Annotated in this window: 19 protein-coding genes and 1 pseudogene; 12 read left to right on the top strand and 8 right to left on the bottom strand. The window is 44.3% G+C overall.

Annotation, left to right across the window (positions count from 1 at the left end):
* Nucleotides 1-29: 29 nt before the first annotated feature.
* The 3 genes from GPUN_RS12685 to GPUN_RS12675 form a co-directional block, all read right to left on the bottom strand.
* Nucleotides 30-1,076: an NAD(P)-dependent alcohol dehydrogenase gene (locus tag GPUN_RS12685; protein WP_006007437.1), complete on the bottom strand. Its 1,047-nt coding sequence runs from the start codon at nt 1,074-1,076 to the stop codon at nt 30-32.
* A gap of 74 nt (nt 1,077-1,150) precedes the next feature.
* Nucleotides 1,151-3,862 (bottom strand): aconitate hydratase AcnA, encoded by a 2,712-nt coding sequence (gene acnA, locus GPUN_RS12680; RefSeq protein ID WP_006007436.1) that lies wholly within the window; start codon nt 3,860-3,862, stop codon nt 1,151-1,153.
* Between the two features lie 105 nt (nt 3,863-3,967).
* Nucleotides 3,968-4,405 carry a host attachment protein gene (locus GPUN_RS12675; RefSeq protein ID WP_006007435.1) on the bottom strand — a complete coding sequence of 146 codons (438 nt, stop codon included), beginning with the start codon at nt 4,403-4,405 and terminating at the stop codon, nt 3,968-3,970.
* Nucleotides 4,406-4,838: 433 nt separating this feature from the next.
* Between GPUN_RS12675 and GPUN_RS12670 the strand changes: the two genes are divergently transcribed.
* The 5 genes and pseudogenes from GPUN_RS12670 (at nt 4,839) to GPUN_RS12650 (ending at nt 8,345) form a co-directional block, all read left to right on the top strand.
* Nucleotides 4,839-5,240, top strand: a complete 402-nt coding sequence (locus GPUN_RS12670; protein WP_006007434.1) for a LexA family protein — start codon at nt 4,839-4,841, stop codon at nt 5,238-5,240.
* The gene (locus tag GPUN_RS12665) at nt 5,240-6,496 is read left to right on the top strand and encodes a Y-family DNA polymerase (protein WP_006007433.1); all 1,257 of its coding nucleotides are present in this window, start codon (nt 5,240-5,242) and stop codon (nt 6,494-6,496) included. Before GPUN_RS12670 ends, GPUN_RS12665 begins: the two co-directional genes overlap by 1 nt.
* A gap of 91 nt (nt 6,497-6,587) precedes the next feature.
* A pseudogene (locus GPUN_RS14810) lies at nt 6,588-6,695 on the top strand (catalase); the annotation flags it as partial.
* A 411-nt stretch (nt 6,696-7,106) separates the two neighbouring features.
* Nucleotides 7,107-8,114, top strand: coding sequence for a GGDEF domain-containing response regulator (locus GPUN_RS12655; RefSeq protein WP_006007428.1), 1,008 nt, complete (start codon nt 7,107-7,109; stop codon nt 8,112-8,114).
* A gap of 12 nt (nt 8,115-8,126) precedes the next feature.
* Nucleotides 8,127-8,345 (top strand): hypothetical protein, encoded by a 219-nt coding sequence (locus tag GPUN_RS12650; protein ID WP_006007426.1) that lies wholly within the window; start codon nt 8,127-8,129, stop codon nt 8,343-8,345.
* A 34-nt stretch (nt 8,346-8,379) separates the two neighbouring features.
* Here the strand turns inward: GPUN_RS12650 and GPUN_RS12645 are convergent, their stop codons facing one another.
* Complete coding sequence (locus GPUN_RS12645; protein WP_006007424.1) at nt 8,380-9,027, bottom strand: pseudouridine synthase; 648 nt, start codon at nt 9,025-9,027, stop codon at nt 8,380-8,382.
* A gap of 29 nt (nt 9,028-9,056) precedes the next feature.
* Nucleotides 9,057-11,885 (bottom strand): RNA polymerase-associated protein RapA, encoded by a 2,829-nt coding sequence (rapA, locus tag GPUN_RS12640; RefSeq protein WP_006007422.1) that lies wholly within the window; start codon nt 11,883-11,885, stop codon nt 9,057-9,059.
* Nucleotides 11,886-12,180: 295 nt separating this feature from the next.
* Between rapA and GPUN_RS12635 the strand changes: the two genes are divergently transcribed.
* Together GPUN_RS12635 and GPUN_RS12630 are read left to right on the top strand one after the other, a co-directional pair.
* On the top strand, nt 12,181-14,790 hold the full coding sequence (locus GPUN_RS12635; protein WP_006007420.1) for a TonB-dependent receptor: 2,610 nt from the start codon (nt 12,181-12,183) through the stop codon (nt 14,788-14,790).
* A gap of 261 nt (nt 14,791-15,051) precedes the next feature.
* On the top strand, nt 15,052-16,251 hold the full coding sequence (locus tag GPUN_RS12630) for a serine hydrolase domain-containing protein (RefSeq protein ID WP_006007418.1): 1,200 nt from the start codon (nt 15,052-15,054) through the stop codon (nt 16,249-16,251).
* A gap of 73 nt (nt 16,252-16,324) precedes the next feature.
* Here GPUN_RS12630 and gorA read toward each other — a convergent pair whose 3' ends face one another.
* Complete coding sequence (gene gorA, locus GPUN_RS12625) at nt 16,325-17,683, bottom strand: glutathione-disulfide reductase (protein WP_006007416.1); 1,359 nt, start codon at nt 17,681-17,683, stop codon at nt 16,325-16,327.
* Between the two features lie 332 nt (nt 17,684-18,015).
* Between gorA and prlC the strand changes: the two genes are divergently transcribed.
* The 5 genes from prlC to ubiB all read left to right on the top strand — a co-directional run bounded on the left by prlC (nt 18,016) and on the right by ubiB (nt 24,018).
* Complete coding sequence (gene prlC, locus GPUN_RS12620) at nt 18,016-20,088, top strand: oligopeptidase A (protein WP_006007414.1); 2,073 nt, start codon at nt 18,016-18,018, stop codon at nt 20,086-20,088.
* Between the two features lie 2 nt (nt 20,089-20,090).
* On the top strand, nt 20,091-20,786 hold the full coding sequence (locus GPUN_RS12615; protein ID WP_006007412.1) for a DNA-3-methyladenine glycosylase I: 696 nt from the start codon (nt 20,091-20,093) through the stop codon (nt 20,784-20,786).
* A 138-nt stretch (nt 20,787-20,924) separates the two neighbouring features.
* Nucleotides 20,925-21,704 (top strand): bifunctional demethylmenaquinone methyltransferase/2-methoxy-6-polyprenyl-1,4-benzoquinol methylase UbiE, encoded by a 780-nt coding sequence (gene ubiE, locus GPUN_RS12610; protein ID WP_006007411.1) that lies wholly within the window; start codon nt 20,925-20,927, stop codon nt 21,702-21,704.
* Nucleotides 21,704-22,393, top strand: coding sequence for a ubiquinone biosynthesis accessory factor UbiJ (locus GPUN_RS12605; RefSeq protein ID WP_006007410.1), 690 nt, complete (start codon nt 21,704-21,706; stop codon nt 22,391-22,393). The genes ubiE and GPUN_RS12605 overlap by 1 nt, the downstream gene beginning before the upstream one ends.
* On the top strand, nt 22,390-24,018 hold the full coding sequence (ubiB, locus tag GPUN_RS12600) for a ubiquinone biosynthesis regulatory protein kinase UbiB (RefSeq protein ID WP_006007408.1): 1,629 nt from the start codon (nt 22,390-22,392) through the stop codon (nt 24,016-24,018). The genes GPUN_RS12605 and ubiB overlap by 4 nt, the downstream gene beginning before the upstream one ends.
* Before the next feature lie 51 nt (nt 24,019-24,069).
* Here the strand turns inward: ubiB and GPUN_RS12595 are convergent, their stop codons facing one another.
* Both GPUN_RS12595 and rhlB read right to left on the bottom strand, forming a co-directional pair.
* Nucleotides 24,070-25,638 (bottom strand): Ppx/GppA phosphatase family protein, encoded by a 1,569-nt coding sequence (locus tag GPUN_RS12595; RefSeq protein WP_006007407.1) that lies wholly within the window; start codon nt 25,636-25,638, stop codon nt 24,070-24,072.
* 18 nt (nt 25,639-25,656) lie between these two features.
* Nucleotides 25,657-26,949 (bottom strand): ATP-dependent RNA helicase RhlB, encoded by a 1,293-nt coding sequence (gene rhlB, locus GPUN_RS12590; protein WP_006007404.1) that lies wholly within the window; start codon nt 26,947-26,949, stop codon nt 25,657-25,659.
* Between the last annotated feature and the right edge of the window lie 46 nt (nt 26,950-26,995).

Here is a 26,995-nt window from a genome sequence, read left to right as displayed (position 1 = left end):
CAAATACAGACATCGTCAACAGTTTTGGCTTAATCTAAGGTCGCCATATCAATGACGAAACGATAGCGCACATCGTTATCTTGCATACGTTCAAATGCGTCATTAATCTCGCTCATTTTAATTTCTTCTATAGTCGCTACTACGTTATGTTCACCGCAAAAGTCAAGCATTTCCTGAGTCTCCTTTAAGCCGCCTATTAGTGAGCCGGCCACTGCCTTGCGGCCCGTCACCAGCATCGCGCCATTGACGTTTGCTAAAGGTTCGATAGCGCCAACTAAACACATGGTTTTGTTATATTTAAGTAAGTTTAAATAGGGATTAACGTCATGTCCTACTGGGATCGTGTTGAGCAAAAAGTCGAATTTACCTGCCCATTTTTGCATGGCGTCTTTGTCGGTTGATACTAGCACTTCATCGGCGCCTAACTCTTTGGCATCATCGGCTTTGGTTTTTGACGTGGTGATCATCACGGTATGTGCGCCCATAGCAGCAGACAATTTAATGCCCATGTGCCCAAGGCCGCCTAAGCCAATAACACCTACCGTCATGCCTTTTTTGACACCATATTGATGCAAGGGAGAATAGGTGGTAATACCTGCGCATAGAAGAGGTGCGGTACCTGCTTTGTCAAGATTTTCGGGGATTTTTAGCACAAATTCTTCACGTACAACAATGCTCTGTGAATAGCCGCCGTAAGTAAGACCGCCGGGATCATCGGTTTGACTATTGTAGGTCATCGTAGGCTGTCCTAGGCAATGCTGTTCTAAATCTTCATCGCAGGCCTCGCAGCTTAGACAGGCGTCTACTAAGCAACCCACCCCTACTGTGTCGCCTTCTTTATATTTTGTAACGCCTGAACCTACTTTTTTAACGGTACCAATTATTTCATGGCCCGGTACAAGTGGATATTTAGAATTACCCCAGTCGTTTTTGATAGCGTGCAAATCACTGTGGCAAACGCCGCAGTGGGTAATTTCTATTTGAACATCATTTGATTGTACATCGCGTCGTTCAATAGAATAGGGTGCCATTTTTCCATCGTTAGATTTTGCGGCATAAGCTGCTGTTTTAGACATATATGTTCCTCTCTTGTGTATAAAAATAAACTAATAAAAACGCTACAGCATAGTAGCGCTGTCCTAATCTGGTTCTAAAGCATTGAGCGAATGACGTACTGCAAGATCCCGCCGTGGCGGAAATATTCAAACTCATTAGGCGTATCGATGCGAATGTCAGTGTCAAAACTAACGGTGCCGCCATTGCTTCGTTTAAGCTCTACTTGTACCCGCTTTTGGCCTGCTTCAATCGCTTTTATTGAAAACTCTTCAGTGCCGTCAAGTTTATAGGTTTGTGCGCTTTCACCGTGCGTAAACTGGAGCGGCAAAATGCCCATGCCAATTAAGTTTGAACGGTGAATTCGCTCATAGGTTTCAGCGATAACCGCTTTTATGCCTAGCAATAAAGGGCCTTTAGCTGCCCAGTCACGAGAGCTGCCGGTGCCGTATTCCTTTCCAGCAATGACGATGGTTGGAATGTTGGCTTCAATGTATTGCTGCGATGCTTTAAATACCGTCATTTCTTCATTTTCTGGCTGCTTGCGCGTAAAGCCGCCTTCAGTGCCAGGTGCTAGTTCGTTTTTAAGGCGCACGTTGGCAAAGGTCCCGCGCATCATGACTTCATGGTTACCGCGCCTAGAGCCATAAGAGTTGAAGTCTTTTTGCTCAACGTTATTGTCGCGCAAATATTCGGCTGCTGGAGTATCTGCGCCAATTGAACCGGCAGGTGAAATGTGGTCAGTGGTCACGCTGTCGGCTAGTTTCAGCAAGCAACGGGCGTTCTTTATGTCTTTGATTGCCTCAGGCTCTGCGGGCATATTGTCAAAAAACGTGGGTTTTTTAACATACGTGCTGTCGGGCCAATCGTAAATATTGGCGTCAACCGTCTCAAGGTTTTCCCAAATATCACCGCCGTCGTAAATGCTGCCGTATTTTTCAGTAAACATAGACTTGTTGACTACGCGGCTCACAATATCTTCAATTTCTTGCTGACTTGGCCATAAGTCTTTTAGATAGACGGGTTTGCCATCCTTGCTAGTGCCAAGTGACTCAGTCGTAATATCAATTTTCATATTACCCGCTAGCGCATAAGCCACTACCAGCGGCGGTGAGGCTAAGTAATTTGCTTTCACCTCAGAATGAATCCTACCTTCGAAGTTACGGTTACCCGACAGTACCGATGTAACGGTTAAATCACTGTCTTTAATGGCTTTTGACACGGCCTCGGGAAGCGGGCCTGAGTTACCGATACAAGTAGTACAGCCATAGCCCACTAGGTTGAAACCTAATGCATCTAATTCTTTAGACAATCCTGCTTTGTTTAAGTATTCAGTTACCACCTGCGAGCCGGGCGCAAAACTTGTTTTTACCCATGGCTTGACGGTTAAGCCTAATGCATTTGCTTTTTGTGCAAGCAAAGCCGCGGCTACCAGCACCGACGGATTTGAAGTATTCGTGCAGCTAGTAATGGCGGCAATAACGACCGCGCCTTCATCAAGGTCAAAATCTTGATCATTGAGTTGACAGGGAGCACTGGTTTTGGCACCAATATTCTCAGCCCCGCCCTCTGCATCAAAGCGTTCTTTTTGCGCATCAAGTGGCGCAATCGCGAGATCGTTTTGATCACTAATCCATTTTGTAAACGCGCCTGCGGCTTGGTCTAAATCTATTCTGTCTTGCGGACGTTTAGGGCCGGCAATAGCAGGCACGACTTTATTGAGGTCCAAAGAAAGTGTGTCATGATACTGGGCATTCTCTTGTGATTCACGGCCCCACATGCCTTGTGCTTTAGAATAGGCTTCAATAACAGCGATTTGCTGCTCGCTGCGACCGGTTAAGATCAAATACTTAGTGGTTTGTTCATCAATTGGAAACAGGCCGCATGTTGCGCCATATTCCGGCGACATGTTGGCCAATGTTGAACGATCAGCTACTGTTAAATGCGGTATACCATCACCATAAAACTCAACAAACTTACCCACTACGCCAAATGCGCGCAGTTGCTCGGTTACCGCCAGCACTAAATCTGTGGCGGTTGCGCCCGCGGGTAGCTTACCGGTTAATTGCATGCCAACCACCTCGGGAATAAGCATAGTGACAGGTTGACCCAGCATGGCGGCCTCTGCCTCAATGCCGCCTACGCCCCAACCAAGTACGCCTAAGCCATTAATCATTGTGGTATGTGAGTCGGTGCCCACTAGCGTATCGGGATACAGCATAGGAGTATCGTGTTGCTCATCAACAAAGGTCACACGCGCTAAGTATTCTAAATTGATTTGGTGAACGATGCCTTTTCCCGGTGGTACTACTTTGAAGTTGTCAAACGCGCTTTGGCCCCATTTTAAAAACTGATAGCGTTCTTTATTGCGTTCAACTTCAATCTTGGTGTTGTGTTTGAATGAGTCGGGCTGGCCGAATTCATCTACCATAATTGAATGATCAATCACTAAATCCACGGGCTTAAGCGGGTTGATTTTATTTGGATCGCCGCCTAACTCAAGCATCGCATTTCGCATCGCCGCTAAGTCCACAACCGCAGGCACGCCAGTAAAGTCTTGAAGAACAACTCGAGCAGGAACGAAGGCAATCTCGGTGTCAGATTTTGCGCTTGTATCCCATTTTGCAAGGGCGTCAATATCTTCACTTTGCACATACTGCTCAGCGCTATGACGCAGCAGGTTTTCAAGTAAAATTTTAGCCGTTAGCGGCAGTCGTTTAGTGTTTACCTGAAGTGATGAAAGGTCATAGTACTGATACTCTTTTCCTTGCACCGTTAGCGTGGATATATGTTTGTTAGCTGAAGTCACTTTATTCTCCTTGGTCGTCTTGCATGTGAACAATGGCCTATAAAGTTGATGCCTAATGACCAGCAGTTGAAGCGTATTAGATAATGCCAGAACATCACAGTTGCCCTATTTATTAATTAATTTCAAAAGTTCATCAATCGATTTTTCGCTACCGTCTTTACTAACCGTTTTGTCAATAAGCTTCAGTAAGTTACTGTTCATACTATCACGCATTAGCCCCAACATTTCGGGCGCGGCAATAATATCTACCGCATGAAGTTTGTCTTGTCTGCGTGCATCTTCCAAATGTTCTACCACGTCTTTGGCAAAATCTTGCTTCGCTTTGTCGGTAGGACTTACCTCTTGAGTAAGTGAGCTTTGCCCATGCATACCGCCGCCGGGCGCGACCGTGCCGGGCCGGTCAGTCACTAGGTCTTCATCTTTTAAGCGGCGCGCGCCGTTGGCCACCCCAACAATTTCTTGTAAAGAAGCGCCGTCGGCTATGTACTTATAAATAGTGGCTTGTGAACCGTTTGCTACTAATAACCAAGATTCTTTATTCATTATAGTCTCCTACTAAGATGGTGGGTTTTTAAAAACGGAATGTTGCCGATAATCATTAATTTTCGTTGTAAACATCGACTTCTGGCACGAACTGTGAAATCAATAATGTGTTCACGGTAGGCCCGTAAATTTTTCAATGGATGTGTAATCTTGTAACAGTATTTTTCCACGCATAGTTTGTGTGAGATCAATGTGGTTTCGCGCTGGAGATCTTTGCAACAGCGTCAACAGCGTCAACAGTGGTTTTATTGGACATGTTAATCCTTCTTCTTTAATCTCGATTCAGTTAGTTTTTATGCCGTACTGTACTGTTGTATTCAAAATTCAAGCCAATTTGTATTTACAGGTCAACACTTGCAGCATTGTATTTGAACGCTGGATCTGAATAAAAAACCATGGGATACTACTGTACGTATAAACAGTATCAAGAGCTATGAAAATTTCACGACAAACAATACAAGCGGGCATAACGGGTTTCGAGAGTCCTGCTAATGAGTACATCGATGTTGCCTTGAGCCTAGATGAGTTGCTCATTCAGCGTAACAGCGCCACCTTTATTGGCCAAGCCCGCGGTCACTCTATGACTGGATTTGGCATATTTAACGGCGACCTATTAATCGTAGATAGAGCAGCGCCAAGATCTAATTTTGATATTGTGGTAGCAACCTTAAACGGTGAATTTATTTGCAAAAGCATTGACCGAGAAAATCGCATGTTGATTTCGGCGTGTCCCGAAAGAAAGATATATTTACTGATGCCTGATGATGATTATCAAGAAGAAGGCATTGTTATATCGTCGGTTCGCTTGCACAGAAAACTATCGCGAGGCCGCTAATGTATGCTCTTGTAGATGCCAATTCGTTTTACGCGTCGGCCGAAGAGGTGTTCGATCCCACCATTAGGGGCAAGCCGGTGGTTGTGCTGACAAATAACGACGGCTGCATTTGCGCCATGTCAGCCTCTGCTAAGCGCTTAGGCATCAAAAGTTTTAGTCCGTATTTTCAAGTAAAGGACCTGCTGCACGAGGCGGGAGCAATAATAAGATCGTCTAACTACGCCTTGTATGCTGATCTCTCAAGGCGTGTTTTTGAAGTCACTGGCCGATACGCACAGCAGCATGTGTATTCTGTGGATGAAGCCTTTTTAAAATTCAGTAACCAGCATTCAAGCTCAACCGCGTGGTTTGATATCGCTCAAGACATAAAGCACACCGTATGGCTAGAAACGCGCATTCCGGTGGGTGTAGGTATGGCGAACACGCCAACGCTGGCAAAAGCGGCCAGTTTCGCTGGCAAACGTTTTGATAAGTTCAATGGCATTGCGGTATTAGACAGTCCTGAGCAAGTGCACTATGTGCTAAGCAATATGCAGTGTTCCGATGTATGGGGCGTAGGCAAACGAATAGCGGCGCGCTTACATAAGATGGGGATTTATAGCGCGCTGGAATTAGCGCAATATCCGCCAGCGCAAATTCGAAAAGCGTTCTCGGTAGAATTAGAGCGTACGGTTAGAGAATTGAACGGCACGGTGTGTTTTAGTTGGAACGACGTAAAAGCCGATAAACAGCAGGTGTTTGCTTCTCGCTCGTTTGGCGAGCGAGTAGACAAGCTAGAAATTTTAAACGAAGCGATTTCTTTTCACGCGCAACGCGTGGGTCGTAAGCTCAGGCAACAAGGCTCGGTAACACGGAAAATAAGTGTGTCAGCGCAGTCCTCGCCGATGCAGCCCAATCATTACAAACGTAACGTAGTGCGCCAGTTTGTTACACCTACTAACGACGACAGAAAGCTCGTTGGCGCGGCTATTTCGGCTATGGCAGAGATTTACTGCGAAGGTGTGTCGTTTTTAAAATGCAGCATAGGCGCGATAGAAATTGAACCCGAGGCTATTATGCAGTGTGATTTATTTTCAAGTAACGACAAAGACTCAGCGCTCATGTCATGCCTTGACGCCATAAATGCTAAGTTTGGAAACCATTCTTTAAAAGTGGCCAGCCAAGGAATAAGCGACAAAAGATGGCAAATGAATAGGAAGTATCTGTCGCCTGAATATACAACCAAGTGGAGCGATATTCCAAAATTCACCTGTTAAGCTGAAACGGTAGTAATACGGGTACAAAAAACTTGCTTAATATGCACTATTCCAACGCTTTTATAATATTGCATGTTGAGATAAAACAAACCATTTCAACCATGATCGTATTCCTGAGCGCATTGTGCATGCTAAAGGCACTGCTGCACATTGCCATTCTGGATCAATTAAGCCTTTAGAATGTTCCATAAAACAATGAGGTATGATGGCATTCTTTCATCTTCAAGATGAGGGATAGCCCATCGGCTGCATCTTCATTGTCATCAGCAACGAGAATCTTTAATTGATCCAAGTCGACTTCATCACAACTCGCTATGAGTAACTGGGCCACTAAATTGTTTATATATTTCGCTGTGGCTAGCACAATCGTGTATGTTTTGGGTAAAATTAAAATTGTAAAGACTACACAAAGCGTTGCCAATTTACATACACTGGCGTTTAGCTTAAAGCCTTAAGTCAAAGCTCGCTTAGTAATAACGACCTTAATCAAGGTTTTAGCGAAATAATGTTGAGTTGGCACTTTTTCTGCTAACTTCCACTTATGACGGTGGCTGTAAAGGGTCATAATAGCGACTACTAGTGAGTCGCTGATTATTTCGGAGGATTTACATTGGCGGATATCGATTTGTCTGGCGCTCATTTGCAGTGGAATAATGATCCACTCTATGAAAATAGCGAGGTAACTAAGCAAACATTGCTAGTGGTAGACGACTATCGCAGTAATCTAGATGCAATGAACGCATTATTTTCATCACAGTACCGAGTGATTTTGCACGACAATGCAAAAGATGCGATTAACTGTGCTACGCGTGAAGATATAGCGCTTATTTTGCTCGATATTGACATGCCAATTGTAAACGGCTACGACACTTGCGCTGCGTTAAAAAACAATCCGATAACAGCGCATATACCCACTATTTTTGTTACTGCCGCGGGTAGCCAAGCAGAAGAGGCAAAAGGCTTATCACTTGGGGCAGTAGACTACGTTTCTAAGCCAGTGAATTTACCTATTTTGCGTGCGCGAGTTAAAAACCATATGAAATTGGCTTGTTATCGTAAAAAGTTAGAGCTTTTGTCACGCATTGACGGGCTGACCGGAACATCAAACCGCAGACAACTCGACATTATGCTACATCAGCACTATGCGTCTGCCACTAGGCATGGTCATGCATTGTCGTTACTTATGATAGACATTGATGATTTTAAATCTTTTCACGATATTTACGGACATGCTAAGAGTGCTCAGTGTTTAAAGCAGGTTGCTCGCACCATCATGCTGGTGCAACACACAGGAGCCGATATTGTTGGTAGATATAGCGGCGAGGAGTTTGCCATGATTTTACCCAACACCGACAGTGCAGGCGCCCTGATTATAGCAAACAAGCTGCTGTGTAACATACGTAAACTAAATATAGACCACGCTGGCAACAAAGAGCATAAAATAGTGACCTTTAGTATTGGCCTAGCCACTATAAAGACTCAGCCCAATGTTCGCCACGAAACTAGCCTTGAAGATTTTGTAAAAAAGTCCGACTACAATCTGTGTAAGGCTAAGTTTATGGGTAAGAACTGCGTGTATCATGCAGGCGTTAATGATGCAATTGAACAAGATTTATAGGTGGACAGAATTATGAAAGATGATGACCCACAGCCGCTAAACAAGTTTATTCACGATGTTAGAAATCCATTAAACAGCATTTCGCTGCACGCGGAGCTAGGCAAGATCTTAGTCGGTGATAAAGCGAGCGATCAACAAATAAAACATGCTTTTTCGGTAATTTTAGAGCAATGCAAAGTTTGTGAAAATTTGCTGACAGAGCAACGAATAAAAAATGATGAATCAGATTAAAACAATTATCGGCCTAAAAACTAAAATAATAAGCTTAAAAGAGGTAGGGCGTCTCAAAGTATAAAGCGTTGCCCGTTACAGGATGCATAAAGCTAATATTAAAGGCATGTAAACATAAGCGGGAAGACAGTGCTTTGCCTTCATCGCTTGCATACAGCCTGTCGCCTAAAATAGCATGTCCCATAGATAACATGTGTACACGCAGTTGATGCGAGCGCCCAGTAATAGGCGTCAGTTTAAGCAGGCTAGATACCTCGTCACTACTAACGAGCTCCCAGTGTGTACACGCGGGTTTTCCATTCTCCCAATCGACCATTTGCATAGGTCTGTTGGGCCAATCGCATACGAGCGGCAGCTCAATAGTGCCCGATGTTTGTGGAGGCAATCCTAATACTCTGGCGTAGTAAGTTTTACCTACTTGACGTGTTTCGAACTGTTTAGAAATATGTCGGTGCGATGGTTTATCAAGCGCCATTATAAGCAGGCCAGACGTGGCCATATCTAATCTGTGCACAATGGTGGCACTTGGCCACACTCGCTGCACCCTTAGCTGCAGCGAATCTTTGTGCACGGCATGTTTGCCCGGCACTGTTAGCAGCTCGCTTGGTTTGTTAAACACAATAAGGTGTTCGTCTTTATAAACCACCTCAAACACCGGAGTTTGGGGTGGGTCGTATGCCATTAACGGTCTTCTCATGCGGTTAGGGCTGCTTATTTAGGGTTATTAACGACCACTCGCACACTGTCTAAAATGGGCTCAGCGTCTTGGATTGTTTTAAGCAGTTGTTGCTTTTGCTTCACCAAGAAATCAATTTCTTCTTGGCGAATAGAAGGGTTGTTTATTTTGAGCTCGCTTAGTCTGTTAATTTCCTCGCCTAGCTCATATTCCATGTTGATTAAGGCCGCTTTTTTGACGTTGGCCAACTCTGCGCTAGCCACTTTTAAAGCCGCTGTAATAGTTTGCGCAATCGGTGTGGCCAAAGCCGTGATTAACTGATTTGCCATTTTCGGCTTAACTTTAAATATGTTGGTGAATTCGTCATTGCACACTGTCAATTTGGCGTCTAAGCATACTCTAGTGGGCGTGGCCGGTAAGTATCTATAAAGCTGCAGCGCCGGTGGGGCTGACGGATTTAACACGGCAATTATTTCTATCCAATAGGCGCCTACGGAGGTGTCAGGTTTATTGACAAAGCACAAACTGCTTTTGCCCATGACGTCGCTCAATACTGAATCGATGCACTGGCTTACCAGCGCACTGTCAGGCGTAATAAAGGTAAGATGCTCGCGTTGGGTGGCCGTTTCACGCTTGTAGGTAACTTCTAAACCTTCATCAGAAATGCCGCTAATGGGAAATAGTGTATTTTCATTTTGGCGCAAAATAAAACTGTGGGCGTCTTTTTCTTCTTGCACAATGCCTAAGCTGTCAAAGAGTCGCGTCATAAACTTCAGCATCGATACGGGGTTTTCTGCAGACACGATATTTTCAAGCACTTCTTCACTGGCGCTGTTGCCCTTGGCGTTTATTTCTAGCAGGCGGTCGCGGCCTTCTTCCACTTGGCGTTTTAGCATTTGGGTAAGCTGGTGGCCTTGGGCAACCACATCTTGCCAGTTTTCTATATCACTTGGGGTAGCAAGTGCGTGATGCAAATCGCTTTCTAAGCGTTTGTATACGTCGCTGCCAACAGGGCAAGTTGCATCAAATGCGCCTAAGCCTTCTTGATACCATTTAAACAGCACTTCTTGCGCGGTATTTTCAAAATAAGGAATGTGCAAATTGATATCGTTTTTCTGCCCAATGCGGTCAAGACGACCAATCCGCTGCTCTAATAAGTCAGGGTTTAGGGGTAAATCAAACAACACTAAATGCCGTGAAAACTGAAAGTTACGGCCTTCGCTGCCAATTTCGCTGCACAGCATAACCTGTGCGCCTTTTTCATTTTCAGAGAAAAAGTGAGCAGCTTTGTCGCGTTCAATAATGCTCATTCTTTCGTGAAATACCGTATGGCGAATGCTTGTTTTTGCGCGCATGTACTCGGCTATTTGTAAAGCAGTGCTGGCATGGGCGCATATAACTAAGACCTTTTCTTCATTGTTAGCTTCTAGCCACTCAATCAAAAAGGTCACGCGTGGATCGTAGCTAGGCCAAGCGTCGTCTAGCATAAGGGTGCGCTCTGGGTGCAGGGCGTGGGGAATGTCGTCTTGTTCTAGCAGGCTTAATGCATATTCTTTTGGCAGCCTTAGTTTTACCGCATGGGTAATTCTTTGCGGGAATCCTTTAATGGCCGCACGGCGGTTTCTAAATAGCAAACGTCCCGTACCATGTTGATCCACCATTCTGCTAACTAATTGAGCGCGATCGTGACTGCTGTTTAAGTCAAATTCGTGTAAATCGACATTCGGCACGACCACTTTCAAGACTGATATTTCAGTGTTGGTTGGCGCTCGATCTTCTATTAAGGGCGTAACGGCTTGTGCTAACTCGCTGTAGCTTTGCTCCTGTTTTAAAAATTCTTCGTAGTCGTAAAAACGCGCAGGGTCAAGTAAACGCAAGCGCGCAAAGTGGCTTTGATGGCCAAGCTGGTCGGGTGTTGCGGTAAGCAACAAAACAGAGGTGGCAATTTTACTGAGCTGTTCTATGGCCGAATATTGCGTAGACACTTGATTTTCTGCCCAGTGCAAATGATGGGCTTCATCTACCACTAGAATATCCCAAGATGTCGCACACGCTTGCTCAAGCACTTTCGTTTGACATATAAAATTTTGACTACATAGCACTAACTGCTCTTGGTCAAAGGGATTTTCACCGCTTTCTTTCACCGCTTCAATGCGCTCATCGTCAAATACCGAAAAAGCTAAATTGACCTTGCGCAGCATTTCTACCAGCCATTGATGGACCAATGAGTCAGGCACCACAATGAGTACGCGTTGAGCTCGGCCGGTGATTATTTGCATATGAATGATTAACGCAGCTTCAATGGTTTTACCTAAGCCCACTTCATCGGCCAGTAATACTCTGGGGGCGTAACGATTGCCCACTTGGTTTGCAATATGGATTTGATGGGCAATTAGTTCAACGCGCGCACCCACAAGGCCTACAACGCCTGAATTTGCGAATTCATTTTGCTGCAGCCAGCATCGGTAGCGCGTTTCAAACCAATTTGGATCGTCAAACTGTCCATGAAACAAACGTTTTTCGGGTTGGTTGAGTTTCACTTGAGGATCTAAGGCAACTTCAACCACGTGCGCAATCTCGCTAGTATCGCCGCGCAGGCCAATGTAGGTGAGCAAGTGGTCTTGTTCAATGACTTCGTTGATGGTAATTTCAAAACCATCTATATGCTTCACCTTTTCACCCACACCTAATACTAGACGCGTCACATGAGCGTTGGATTTAGCATAAGTACGCTCTTCACCTACCGCGGGGAAAAATATTCTAACGGCGCGGATGTCAGTAGACATTACCACCCCTAAACCTAACACCGCTTCACTGTTACTGATGAAGCGCTGACCTATATGGAATGACTGAATTTCGCTCATTGCTACCGATTTGTTTGCAAAGTTAATGGCTACAATTGTAAACCTTATGCGGGGGTAATGTCAGCTTTTTATGTGGATACTTTGTCAATGGCTAAACTGCCTTGAGTTGAACAGTGAACTACCAAGCACAAGACTCTATACTCATCTTTATTGCAAAATATATATTTTGTCTCACATAGTGTGAACCTGTTGAGTCCTGAAAAAAGTTAAGTTTGCACTTGATCTTTACAAATTTTGTTATATTATAACATTCATAATATGATATATTATAACATTCGTAAACAGTGGGACATAAATGAAAAAAACAGCCGCATTATCTCTAATCGCTTTTTCGGTCGCAAGCTCTTTTAATGCTTTCGCCAATACAATATCGGGTCAAATTAAGGACGAAGATGGTCTTGTCCTCACTCAGGGCTTTGTGCAAATTATGGGCACTAATAAGCGCACCCCGATTGATGCTCAAGGTCGTTTTGAGTTTACCGGCGTTAAACCCGGCAAAGTTGAACTGCACGTTGCATCCATAAACCATATTCATTCGAGTGAAAAAGTCGCGGTAGTGGCTAATCAGACCTCCACGGTTAACATTGTCGTTGATAACGCCAGTATTGAAATATTTGACGTTAAGGCCAGTGCATTTCACGCCTCAAATATAGAGTCGGCGGCACCTGTGAGCATTTTAGCGGGCGAGAAGTTAAAGCAACAGCAGGCTGCAACGCTTGGCGAAACACTTAAAAACCTCGTGGGCGTGCATTCTACCTATTATGGTGGCGTAACAAGCTCTCCTATTGTCCGTGGTCTTGATGGCCCAAGAGTACTCATTACTCAAAACGGCATGGACGCTGCTGACGCTTCAAGAATTGGCCCTGACCATTTAGTGTCAACGGAGTCCTCAACCGTGCAGCAAATAGAGGTGTTAAGAGGTCCCGCAACCTTGTTTTATGGCAGCGGCGCCATTGGCGGTGTGGTGAATATGGTTGATACGCGAATACCCGACAATAATTTAAGCGAAGGAAAGTTTGCGGTATCGCGTAACAGCAATAATGCTGAGCAAGCGTTTAGCGGCGAATACAAAACCGGTTTTGACAATATTGCATTTCAGGTCTTAGGTTTTTATCGCGACAGTAGCGATTATCGTATACCGGGTTTTGCTGAGAGTGAAGACGCTCATGATGACAAAGACAAGGGTCATGACCTCGCGCACGATGAAGAAGGCGAACATGACGCTGATTCACATAGCCAAGAGGGTGACTTTGGGGTGGTGAAGAACACCGCCGCAAGAACAAAAGGCATTACCCTTGGCAGCAGTTATTTATTTGATACCGGACACGTTGGGTTTTCAATCGAGCATTTGTCGAGTGTTTACGGCATACCCGGTCATGCGCATGAGGATGAAAGTGACGACAGTCATGACAGTGAGCATATGGAAGTTGAAGGCGATGAAATTGTGCAGGCAGACCTGCAGCAAAATAGATATCAGATTGCCGGTGAATTTCAATTAAGCACGCCTATGATAAGCGCGGTAAATTTTGGTCTTGCTTACACCGATTATCAGCATACTGAAATTGAAAATAGGGTACCTGGGACGTCCTTTTCTAACGAGTTGTTTGAAACACGCATCGAAATTTTACACCAGCCTCTCGCTGGCTGGCGTGGGGGGATAAGTCTACACACCAAAATGTCTGATTTTGCTGCCGTGGGTGCTGAGGCATTTAGCCCGCCCTCAGACACCAAGTCTTTCGGCTTAGGACTTATTGAAGAAAAACACTTTGGTGATTTTCTGGTGCAGCTTGGCGGACGTATCGAAAAAGTATCCCTAAACGTGCCTCGCGTGTTTGCGCCTGAACTTGAATTACACGATGAGTCGTACTCTGAAGGACATAGCGACGGACATAGCGATGGATATAGCGACGAAGGTCACGATGAGCATCATGACGAACATTCATCAGATCAGGACAATGCTGCGCACAGCGGCGAAATTGATCCTGTCAGTTTAGATTTTACGCCTATATCAGTGTCAGCCGGTGTTGTATGGGACATCGCCAAAGGATATAACCTAGCGGCTTCATTTGTGCATGCACAGCGAGCACCTTCAAGCGCTGAACTATTTTCTTTTGGTCCACATATAGGCACTCAAACCTATGAAATAGGCGCATTGTATGCGCTTCACGAAGACGGGTTTGAGTTTGAAGGTAGTACGCCAAGGATGGAAAAATCTAATAATATCGACTTATCTTGGCGTAAATTTGGGGGTAATTTTGGTGCGGTATTTAACCTTTTCTACAATCAAATAGACAACTATTATTACGCTGCAAATACTGGCTTTATGGCTGAATTTGAACATGCAGATGGTGAGCACGGTGAAGGCGATTCACACAATGAGCATAGCGGTGAAGAGGTCGCGGAGCATGGCTATGAGGACGAACATGGCGGTGCACATGAGGATGAAGGTCTACCAGTGTACGCATACCTAACCGCCGACGCTGATTTATACGGTGCTGAAGTTCAGCTAAGCTATAACGTGACGAACAACCTAAGCTTTATGGCTCAAGCAGATTATATTCGCGCCAAAATAAAGCAAAGTGAAACAGGTAACTTGCCCCGCATTCCACCGATTAAAACAATTCTAAGCGTTGATTATAAAACTAATGATTTGAGCCTAAACGCTCAAGTGACACACATGTTCTCACAAACTAAAGTGGCAGCGTTAGAAAGTGAAACGGATGCGTATACCTTGGTAAGCATGAATGCTTCATATTTTACAAATATACGCGATATGGATACTGAAATATTTCTACGTGGACGTAACCTGCTTGACGAGGAAGCTAGGGTGCATACTTCCTTCCTAAAGGACTTAGCGCCTATGCAAGGACGCTCGGTAGAATTAGGGCTAAGATTGACGTTTTAAGCGCTAGTTTATTGTTGCGTACTTAGCAATTAGACATAAAAAACCGCCTCAACCGGCGGTTTTTTTACGTCTGTCTGTTTGTGTTTTCCCATTATTAGCAGGCTCAATAATTTAGATGGCTTTGATGCATAGGCTAAGGGGTTGAGGCATAATAATAAGCATACATAGCTTCACACTTACAAAGCGATACTTTTGGATAAACCCGGGTTAGTGAAGTAACATAATAAAAAATAACGCTGTGCTAGCACAGGAGAGGGACAATTGCGAATTAAAACGGGTGTTATATGGGGTGGGGTGGTTGTTTCAGGATGTTTTTTTGCAGCCGCTGTCTTTTTATGGGCTATTGGCCCAGATTGGCGGGTATTGGCCTTAAACCCACCTAAAGACACCAATATACTTTTTTGGGATCAGCAACAGCGAGACGCTGGTTTCAAAGTGCTAGACGAACTGTCGTTCATGGTTAAATCACGCACTATTATACCAAGTGGCAATGTAAAAGAACTTCCCAAGGGAATGCCTTTAAACCTCAAGGTTGATATGGATGCGTTTTTTGAAGAGCAGCGTCTGTCAGGTGCGCTAATCTTGCATAAAGGTCAAATTCGCTATGAACGCTATGGTATTGGGCATTCACCTGAAAAACGCTGGACCAGTTTTTCAGTGGCAAAATCGTTTACCTCTACTCTGGTTGGCATTGCCTTGAAAGACGGTGATATTGACAGTCTTGATGATAGCGTCTCTACCTACATCGACGGCCTAAAAGGTTCCGTTTACGATGATGTCAGTATTTTGCAACTGTTAACGATGACCTCAGGCGTAGCGTGGAACGAAAGTTATACTGAGCCTGATTCTGACGTAGCGAAATTTAATTTTCATCAAGCAAATGATGGCCTTCCTACCATTGTCAGCTACATGCGCACTTTAAAAAGAGCGCATCCTGCAGGGGAACAGTGGCACTATTCTACCGGTGAGACTAATTTAATAGGTATTTTAGTGGCGCAAGCCACAGGGCGTAATATTTCTGATTATCTGACTGAAAAAATATGGCAGCCTTTTGGTATGGCAGACAAAGCAAGCTGGCTGTTAGGCCCCGATGGTAACGAAATATCAGGTTGCTGCATGCAAGTTAGTTTGCGTGATTATGCTCGTTACGGATTATTTATAGCGCAAGGCGGTAAGATTAATGGTGTGTCTGTGCTACCCGACGGATGGTTAGCAGATGCCACTTCCACGCAAATTAGTATTGGCATTGAAGGAAGTGGATATGGTTATCAGTGGTGGACTTTTGATGACGGCAGCTTCACTGCAAGAGGTATCTTTGGACAAACTATTTTTGTCGATCCCAAAAGGGAATTAGTGATAGCGTTTAATGGAAACTGGTTAAACGCGAGTGACAGTGAACTAAACGCCAAACGCTTCGAATTTATCGATAAAGTACAATACACTATAGAACAGCAGCTATAATTTAAAATCTTACCCTATAGTGCAGTCAGGCGCGTAAGTGCAAAGCGCCTGACTTTGGTGTGCCCAAAAACGCTTAAGACATTGTCACAAGCTCCTCTGCTGACGTCGGGTGAATAGCTACGCAGGCGTCAAAGTCTGCTTTGGTAGCGCCCATTTTCATCGCAACGCCAAAGCCTTGTAAAATCTCATCCATGGCGTAGCCAATACCGTGCAAACCTACCACTTTTTCTTCGCTACCTGCGCATATTAGTTTCATTTTAGTGACTTGACGATGAGCGGTAAGCGCGGTATACATTGCGCCAAAGCTAGAGTTGTATATGGTTAAGTCGTCGCCATACTTTTCACGCGCTTGGGCCTCAGTTAAGCCTATAGTGCCGATGGTAGGATGACTAAATACCACGGTGGGAATTAAATCATAGTCCATGTGGGCATCGGTTTTATTATTAAACAACCTTTCAGATAGCAAGCGGCCAGCTTTTACGGCTACAGGGGTTAAGTCAATTTTACCAATGTTGTCACCCACTGCATAAATGTTGTCGGCGCTAGTATTTTGAAATTTATCTACTTTTATGTAGCCGCGCTCATCAAGTTTTACGCTGGTGTTTTCAATGTCAATTGTGTTGTTAGCGGGTTCGCGGCCTATTGCCCAAATTAATACATCGGCTTCTAACATGGTGCCGTTGACCAAATGCACTTCAAGCGTATTGTCGTCACGCTTTTCTACCTTTTCAACTTGTGTGTGTGCGTGCAACTTAATGCCATCTTCTTGCATCAATTCGGTGATTGTATCTGATAACATGTCATCAAAACTGCGTAAGGGTTTTTCTTTGCGCACCACTAAGTGTGTCTGTGTGCCTAAAGAGTGTAAAACGCCGGCAAGCTCAACCGCAATATATCCTGCGCCCACCACTACAACTCTTTTTGGCTGATGTGCTAAAGCAAAAAAGCCATCAGAATCTATGCCAAGATCGGCCCCAGGCACTGCTGGCTTAATTGGGCGCCCGCCGGTGGCAATATTAATATGATCGGCGGTGTAAACTACGCCATCAACGTCAAGGGTATTGTTGTCGATGAACTTTGCAAAACCTTTAATGACGGTTACGCCATTGTTCATAAACACGCGTTCATACGATTTGTGAATACGTGAAATGTAGGCCTCACGGCTTTCTACCAACTTTTCCCAACTGAATTTATTAACCGTAATGTCAAAGCCATAATCTGCAGAATATTTGTGAATGGCTTCTGCAACTTGGGCGCCATACCACATTGCTTTTTTGGGCACACAGCCGACGTTTACACACGTGCCGCCCACCAGTTTTGCTTCAATTATGGCGACTTTTTTGCCGTAGCGAGACGCTCTGTTGGCTGATGCAATACCGCCGCTGCCGCCGCCAATACAAATGTAATCAAAATGTGTGTTTGAATCTGTCATAAAATCCCAATTTAGTAGTGAAAATAAATAGTGGTGCTAGGCTTAATATCCGTAATGTAGATAGAAGTCTGCAAAAAATGATTAGTGATAATCTAAATAACTTTTTTCTGCCATACAAACACTATGTTGGCAAGGATATATAATTCAAGTTTTGCTTGTACTTTTATTTGCCATAAAGCGTATTGGTAAGCATACTAATTGATACTTTGGGGCCACTTCCACCAAGACAATAGTCACAATAGTAGAGTAAACTCAGGTTTAATCCAGTGTTGAATTTTCATTATATACCCCAACACTTGATCTCATCTAACACCAAAAGAGCATGCCCCTTTATGAATATTAAGCAAATATCTAGTGATCAAGCCCTTAGCGATTTATCAAACAACCCTGTATTCTCTGCCATTGACCCTAGTGAAGTTGCAGAGCAAGTTAGGCATTCAATCTCGCACTGTAAGGAAATTATTGCAGAATCTGTCGCTAAAGCCGAGGTGTCCTTTGTTAACGTTGTCTCAAAGCTAGAAGAAGCCGATGACACGCTGAGTAAATTGTTTTCCCCAATAAGTCATATGAATTCAGTGCTTAGCAGTGACGCCCTGCGTGCAGCCCACGATGCTTGCTTGCCCCTGTTGTCTGAATACTCTACTTTTGTGGGCCAGCATCAAGGTTTATGTGACCTGTATAAAGCCTTAGCAGAGTCGCAAGAATTCGAGACCTTGTCAGTTGCGCGACAAAAAGTTGTGACAAACGCGGTGCGTGACTTTGAACTATCGGGTGTTGCGCTGCCTGTTGATAAGAAAAAACAATATGCCACTATTAGCGCTAGGCTGTCGGAACTTGCATCGCAGTTCTCAAATAACGTGATGGATTCAAGCCTTGCTTTTAGTAAACATGTGAGTGATGAACAAGAACTTGCTGGATTACCGCAAAGCGCGCTAGACGCAGCGGCGCAGGCTGCCCATGAAAAAGACTTGCCAGGATACTTATTCACCCTTGATATCCCTAATTACTTACCGGTAATGATGTACTGCGACAATGCTCAACTTAGGCAAGAAATGTATCGTGCTTTTGTCACCCGTGCTTCTGACCAAGACGGCAAGAGCATTGACGGCGAAGCAGGGCAGTTTGACAATGCACAGATCATTGATGAAACCTTATCGCTGCGCCACAGTCTTGCGCAATTGCTTGGGTTTAACAGCTATGCTGATTATTCGTTAGCCACAAAAATGGCACAAGACACTGCTCAAGTTAAGCACTTTTTAGAAGATCTTGCGGCTAAATCCTTACCACAGGCCAAACAAGAGAAAAAAGAACTAGCAGAATTTGCGACGGCCGAATTTGGCGCTAGTCAGCTTGAAGCTTGGGACTTCGCCTATTATGGAGAAAAGTTAAAGCAAGCAAAATATTCTGTTTCTGATGAAGAATTGCGTCCTTACTTTCCAGAGCAAAAGGTCCTTAGCGGACTGTTTCAAGTGGTGTCGCGCTTATTTGGCGTGGAAGTCAGCGAAATTACAAACGTAGACACATGGCACAAAGACGTACGGTTTTTTGAAATTCACGATAGTATAGGACGCCTGCGAGGTTCGTTTTATTTAGATCTGTACGCGCGTGCAAAAAAACGCGGTGGCGCGTGGATGGACGTTTGTGCAGGACGAAGACACAAACTAAACGGGGAATTGCAAACTCCTGTTGCCTATTTAACGTGTAACTTTTCTGGCCCCGTGGGTAGTAAACCCGCGCTGTTCACTCACGACGAAGTCATTACTTTGTTCCATGAATTTGGCCATGGTATACACCATATGCTAACGCAGGTCGATGTTAGCGCCGTAGCGGGTATTCATGGCGTAGCGTGGGACGCCGTTGAACTCCCCAGTCAGTTTTTAGAAAACTGGTGCTGGCAGCCTGATGCCTTGGCATTTATTTCAGGTCACTATGAAAGCTACGACCCTTTGCCGCAAGACTTACTCGACAAAATGTTAGCGGCCCGAAACTTTCAGTCTGCTATGCAAATGGTAAGACAGTTAGAATTTAGTTTGTTTGACATGAAGCTGCATCAAGGACTAGGCCAAGATCAATCGGTGCAGTCTCTTTTAAACGAGGTTAGAGTAAAAGTGTCGGTGACTGTGCCGCCTGCTTTTAACCGCTTTCAAAATAGTTTCGGACATATTTTCGCAGGAGGCTATGCCGCTGGCTATTACAGCTACAAATGGGCCGAAGTATTATCAGCAGATGCGTTTTCGCGCTTTGAAGAAGAAGGTATATTCAACCCGCAAACTGGCCAAGACTTCCTTAATAATGTGCTAGAGCAGGGTGGTTCAAAAGAGCCTATGGAACTATTTACTGCATTTAGAGGACGTGAGCCTAATACCGACGCACTGATAAGACACTCTGGCATAATGCAGGCATAGCGATGTCAGTAGAAAAATTTAGTCGCATCTATATCCGTGCCGCCAAACGCAAGGGCGGCGATTACCTGCTTGAATCACTTGTTGCTGTGCCCTTACTAAATCAAGAAGTGGCTAGTATTGGGGATGACAGGTTTTTATCTGAATTCACCAAAAAAGTGTTTCAGTCGGGTTTTGTGTGGCGCGTAGTGAGGCAAAAATGGCCTAATTTTGAACGGGATTTTTTTGCCTTTAATATTGAGAAAGTGCTATTGATGCCTGACGAAATGCTAGAAAAAAAGGCAACAAACCCCGACATCATCCGTAATTTAAACAAAGTACGGACTATCCGCGACAATGCTCTGATGATCAAAAGCGTGCAGCAAAGCCACGGTTCATTTGCGCGTTTTGTGGCTGAGTGGGACAGCACCGATATTATTGGGCTTTGGGCGTTTTTAAAGGAAAATGGTGCCCGTCTTGGCGGCAATACAGGTCCTTACGCACTGAGGTTCTTAGGTAAAGATACCTTTTTAATCAGCCGCGACATAGAAGGCTATTTTGTTGCGCATGATATTATTACCGGTTCATCGCGATCAAAGCGTAGCCTGCTTGCAATACAGCAGCAGTTCAACGAGTGGCAGCAGCAGTCGGGACGCTCACTGCAAGAAATCAGTCAAATTGTGTCTATGAGTGTTGGCGATAATCATGCTCCAAGCGACTAAGGTATAGTAAGGTAAGAAATCGCTACACCTACAGCATAAAACATCCATAAATACATGCGCGAAAACAGCAATCGACTATCAGTTACCGCCGCTTTACGCTAATATCGTAGCCAAGATTAATAGTTATGTAAGGCCTTTATGTCTAACAAAAAGCAAAAAAACACGTCTGATAATGAAAGCGCCACTGCTGATTTTGGCTTTACTAAAGTAGACAAGGCTAAAAAAGCCGATATGGTGGCTGATGTTTTTCACTCTGTAGCGGCTAAATACGATGTAATGAACGACTTAATGTCATTAGGTATTCATCGTTTTTGGAAGCGCTATACTATAGACTGCTCAGGCGTGCGCAGCGGCCAAAAAGTGCTAGATTTAGCCGGTGGTACAGGTGATTTAGCGGCTAAGTTTAGCAAGATGGTCGGACCAAGCGGAGAGGTTGTACTTGCAGACATAAACCATTCAATGCTAAACGTAGGCAAAGAAAAACTGCTCAATAAAGGCATTGTAGGCAATGTACATTATGTGCAGGCGAACGCTGAGAAATTGCCTTTTCCAAACCACCATTTCGATTTAATTACCATTGCATTTGGCTTGCGTAACGTTACTGATAAATCCAAAGCTTTAGCCTCTATGTTCAGAGTATTAAAACCTGGTGGGCGCTTGCTCGTGCTTGAGTTTTCAAAACCAAGCACTGAGGCCTTGAGTAAAGTGTACGATGCCTACTCATTCTATTTATTACCGAAAATAGGAAAGTTAGTGGCTAATGACGCTGAAAGCTATCGCTATTTAGCGGAATCTATTCGCATGCATCCTGACCAAGATAGCCTTGAACAAATGATGAAAGACGTGGGTTTCGAGCAAACCAGCTATCATAATTTGACCGGCGGTATTGTTGCGCTACACCGAGGATATAAGTTCTGATGGCTGCGCCGCAAATGGTAAGCGCCGCCTTAGAAGCTGGGGTAAACAAAGCATTAAAATGGTCATCTAATAGCGTGGGATTGCTTAAACCTTTGGCTGATAAAACCTGCATTATTTATATACAAGAGCTAGAGTCGGCGTTAATTTTTAGCTTCAATGACCGCTACATAAGTGTGTCATCCGACACCGACAGTCTTTATACTAGCCTTCCAGACGATAACGGCCCTAGTGCCTTATATGATAATGAATGCTGGGTGAGTATTTCATTTTTTGCCCTCGACAAGCTTAAGCAAAATAATCAAATGACCAAACTAATCAAATCAGGCAAGTTAGATTTTTCTGGCGATCTTGGGATCTTGCAGGGCGTCAGTCGCCTATTTGATAAACTTGATATAGATGTCGAGGAAGTGATGTCAGCTTATGTCGGCGATGCTGCTGCTTATCAGTTTAATTCATCGGGTAAAAAATTGGTAGCGTCTATTGGGCAGCAGCTTTCTATACTTTCTGTCACCTTGGCCGATGCAGCACTCGATGAAAAGCCCATTGGGGTAAGGCCCATAATAGTAATGAACTTCAACGATGAAGTGAATGCTCTTCGCGCAGACTTTGATCGCTTTGAAGCAAGGCTTGCATTAATGGAAGTGAAATTGAAAATAAAAATGAATGTTAAGCAAGGTAAGTCAACATGAGATACGGCCGTTTCCTGCAAATTGGCGGTGTGTTGCTCACCCATGGTTTAGACGATCTGGTTCCTAAGCGTTTTCGCCCATGGTATTTCAAAATTGCGCGTAAAGGGCTTTTTTGGTGGCCAAATCGACACAAAGGCGAGTCCCAAGGCAAGCGTCTACGGCTAGCCTTACAAGAATTGGGTCCGGTATTCGTCAAGTTTGGACAAATGTTGTCAACACGCCGCGATTTATTACCCGACGAGATGGTAACTGAGCTCACTCGTTTACAAGATAAGGTGCCCCCATTTGACTCTAACGAGGCCAAGGAAATAATTAGAAAAGCATTAGATCTGAAGGATCTTAACGAGCTTTTTAGTGAGTTTGAACATGTCCCATTGGCTTCGGCGTCGGTTGCGCAGGTGCACAGCGCTAAATTAAAGGGAGATAACAAAGACGTTGTTGTTAAGGTGTTAAGGCCAAATATTAAGCAAACTATTGAAGCCGATGTAGATTTGTTAATCTCTATTGCGCAACTTGTGCAAGACTGGCTACCAAATGGTAAACGACTGCGCCCTGTAGAAGTGGTAAAAGAATATAAGCGTACTATTTTAGATGAGCTTGATCTGCTGCGTGAAGCTGCTAACGCCATACAGGTGAGGCGCAGCTTTAAAAATTCTGACAGCCTCTATGTGCCTTACGTATACAGCGAACACTGCCGCATTAATGTGATTGTGATGGAGCGTATTTATGGCATTCCAGTATCCGAAATAGACACCCTACGTGCACAAAATACAAATCTAAAAGTATTGGCAGAGCGTGGCGTGGAGGTCTTTTTTACTCAGGTGTTTCGCGACAGTTTTTTCCATGCTGACATGCACCCAGGTAATATTTTTGTGTCGTTTGAGCATCCTGAAAACCCGAAATATATAGGCATTGATTACGGCATAGTAGGGACCTTAAATAAACAAGATAAGCGCTATTTGGCTGAGAACTTTATTGCATTTTTTAACCGTAATTATCGCAAAGTAGCAGAGCTTCATATTGATTCAGGCTGGGTGCCTGCCGACACCGATATTGATGATTTTGAAATGGCGATTCGAACCGTATGTGAACCTATCTTTCAAAAACCGCTGGCCGAAATTTCGTTTGGTAACGTGTTATTACAACTTTTTACGACCGCTCAGCGTTTTAATATGACCGTACAACCACAGTTAGTTTTACTGCAAAAAACACTGCTATATGTTGAAGGATTAGGCCGCACGCTATATCCACAGTTGGATTTATGGAAAACGGCGAAACCTTTTCTAGAAAAATGGATGAAAGATCAAATTGGCCCACAGGCCTTATATAATCAACTCAAAGAAAACCTACCTTTTTGGTCTGAAAAGCTGCCAGAAATGCCTGATTTGCTATATGACACTCTACGGCAGATTAAACAGATGCCCATACAGGCTGAAAAGCAGCACTTGGCTAGTTTGGCGCTTCATGTGAATATTCAAAAGGCACGAATGTTAGGCAAAGTGGCCGTTACTTTTTCTATTGCAGCGGCGGTATTATACGTGTTTGAGCAGCATTGGTTATTAAGCTGTGGTAGTGCGTTGGTGGCACTGTTTGCATGGTATTTCTCATTTAAACGATTAGAGTAAAACACCTGCGTGTCAGCCTTCTTGAGGTAAGGAGGCCTTTAAGCCTTTTGTTTAATCATTCCATTGGACTTTTGCTGCGATACTTTCACCCTGAGTAGACAAGTTTAAACGCCAGCCGGCCTTGTGCTGCATCCAGCATTCGTGCAGAAGTTCGGTATGAATGAGAGGGTGTTTAATCTTAATGTCGCAAGGCAATAAAAGTAACCATTTTTCATTATCGATACACAAACTTACCTCAGGTATGGCCGAGCTTTTGCGCCTTCCTACCAATATAATGGCAATTCGTAATATTCGAAGGCTGCGCTCGAGCATTCCGCGCAAGTCGTCGCTATAATTCGCTATAGACAGCATGTCTACTGGTTGGCGATGCATGCTGACTAAATCCCGTATCATCATACGCTGTAGCGTTGTAAAACCAGTGATTTCAACATTATTAAGGATATATGCGCCGTGCTCATGGTATGATTTATAGCCTATATGTAGGCCTAACTCATGCAGGGCAGCCGCAGCGCCAACGATACCATGAGTGTCGTAATCACAAAAACGCGTTTGATCGCACATTTGATGGCAAAGTGTAACGGCTGTGTCACGTGCTCTTTGGCTATGTGCAGGATCTATGTGGAAGCGTGATATCAAATGATTTAGACCTTGAGTTCGCCTGTCTGCACGTCGGTAACTGTCGAGCATTCCATATATAATGCCTTCGCGCAGCGCACCCCCAGCAATTTGCATGTTATCAATACTGAAGGTCTCAAATAGCGCTATTAATATAGCTAGCCCACTAGGGAAAATGGCTTGCCTAGCCAGCGGTAAGCCGTCTATGTTCAGATTATCAACATGCTGTTGGCTAATGCATATTTCGCGTAGATTATATAAATGCTGCAGTCTTATGGCATCGTTAATGCCTTGTTTGACCAAAATTTGCGTGACCGCTTGGGGTGTACCCGACGCGCCTAAGCACTGCTGCCAGTCGAAGCATAAAAAAGTGTCTTTATGTTCATTCAGTATTGTGAGTGCTGCTTGGTAAGCATTTTCAAAATTCATACTTGTGAGCTCACCGCTAGCAAAAAACTGCTCCATGAAAGTGACACAGCCCATGTTTAGACTAGTCAAAAATACCGGCTCTATGTCGCGGCCTAAAATTACTTCAGTACTGGCACCGCCAATATCAATTACTAAGCTGTTGCCTTGGTTGGCAGACGTATAGGCCACACCTAAGAAAATTTGGCGCGCTTCTTCCTCGCCGCTTATTACCAGTACTTTATGTTTTAAAATGGTTTCGGCGCGCTTGATAAAGTCGCGGGCGTTAGTGGCTAAGCGTAAGGTCGCGGTAGCCACAATTTTAATGTTTTCTGGGGGGATGTCTTGGAGTTTTTCAGCAAAATTAGTTAAACATGAAAGCCCGCGTTCAATAGCATCTTCATGTAAATGATTGTTTTTATCAAGGCCTGTGGCTAAGCGTACTTTATGTTTGTTTTTACCAACCGTTTGTACGCTACCAGCTAAGACCCTCACAATAACCATGTGGAAACTGTTTGACCCTAAATCGATGGCGGCGTAGTACTCATCTTGTTGGTTATATGAGCCTTGATCTACCATTTTTGCTAACTCTACAAACATAAATGTCTCTACTTCATATTATGAATTTCTTTTTGGACCCCGAGACGGCCCTTTACTTTGCCGACTATCTTTACGCGGGCCCCCGCGAGTATTCGTTCGACCCCTCGCAGGTGCTCGTTTTGTGAAGGTTGGTCTAGGTACATCGTCTAATAAATTGATTGGGTTATAGTCGGTTACCTGCACATCGTGGCCTATGTAAGTTTCAATAGCGGGCAGGTTTTGTGCGTGACGCTCACATGCAAAACTAATTGCTTTACCGGTTTCACCTGCACGGCCTGTACGGCCAATTCTATGCACGTAATCTTCAGCTTCGTCGGGTAAATCGTAGTTGAATACGTGCGTCACTTTTTCAATGTGTAATCCACGCGCTGCAACATCGGTAGCCACTAATATGTCTAAGGCACCGCTGGTAAAATCTTCTAAAATGGTAAGGCGCTTTTTCTGTTGAACATCGCCACTTAGCAAACCGACTCTGTGTCCGTCTGCTTGCAGCCAAGCGGATACTTTTTCACAGTCATGTTTGGTGTTAGCAAAGACGATGGCTTTGTCAGGCCACTCTTCTTCAATGAGTGTGAGTAACAATAGCGCTTTGTCTTCGTTGCTTGGATAAAAGAGTTCCTCGCTTATGCCGATCCCAGTTTTTGTTTCAGGTGCTACCTGAACGTGGATAGGGTTATTCATGTGTTCATAAGCAAGTTCTTGCACTCTAAAGCTCAAGGTGGCTGAAAACAGCATGCTTAAACGCTTAGTAGGGTTAGGCATGCGGTTAAACATGTAGCGAATATCTTTTATGAAGCCTAAATCGAACATCCTATCGGCTTCATCAAGTACAGCGACTTGAATATTATCCAAGTTAAAGACGTCTTGCTTGTAGTAGTCGATAATGCGACCACAGGTGCCAATTAAAATATCTACCCCTTTTTCAAGCTGTTGGCGTTGACTTTCATAACCTTCGCCTCCATAAATAGCGGCAACAGATAATCCAGTGTGTTTACTGAGCAGCTGGGCGTCGTTAAATATTTGTACAGCCAATTCGCGAGTGGGTGCCATAATAATAGCGCGCGGACTGTTACCTTGGTCACTTTTTGGATGAGTAAGTAGGTAGTGAAAGGTGGCGACCAAAAAGGCGATGGTTTTACCCGTACCGGTTTGGGCTTGGCCTGCAATATCGCTTCCAGCGAGTAATTGAGGTAAACTCATCGATTGTATGGGCGTACACTGGGTAAAGCCAGCCTCGTCTAAGCCCGCTTGAACTTGCGGGTGAATCGAAAGAGAAGAAAATAGCGTATCAGTTAAATGTGTTTGTGGCATAGCTTATAGCTTCTCGATGCTTGCAATAAAAATGACTTCTATATAA

Origin of the sequence: Glaciecola punicea ACAM 611 (genome assembly GCF_000252165.1) — a bacterium.
In the GTDB taxonomy this organism is placed as follows: Bacteria; Pseudomonadota; Gammaproteobacteria; order Enterobacterales; family Alteromonadaceae; genus Glaciecola; species Glaciecola punicea.
This window is presented reverse-complemented; position numbering and strand designations above follow the sequence as displayed.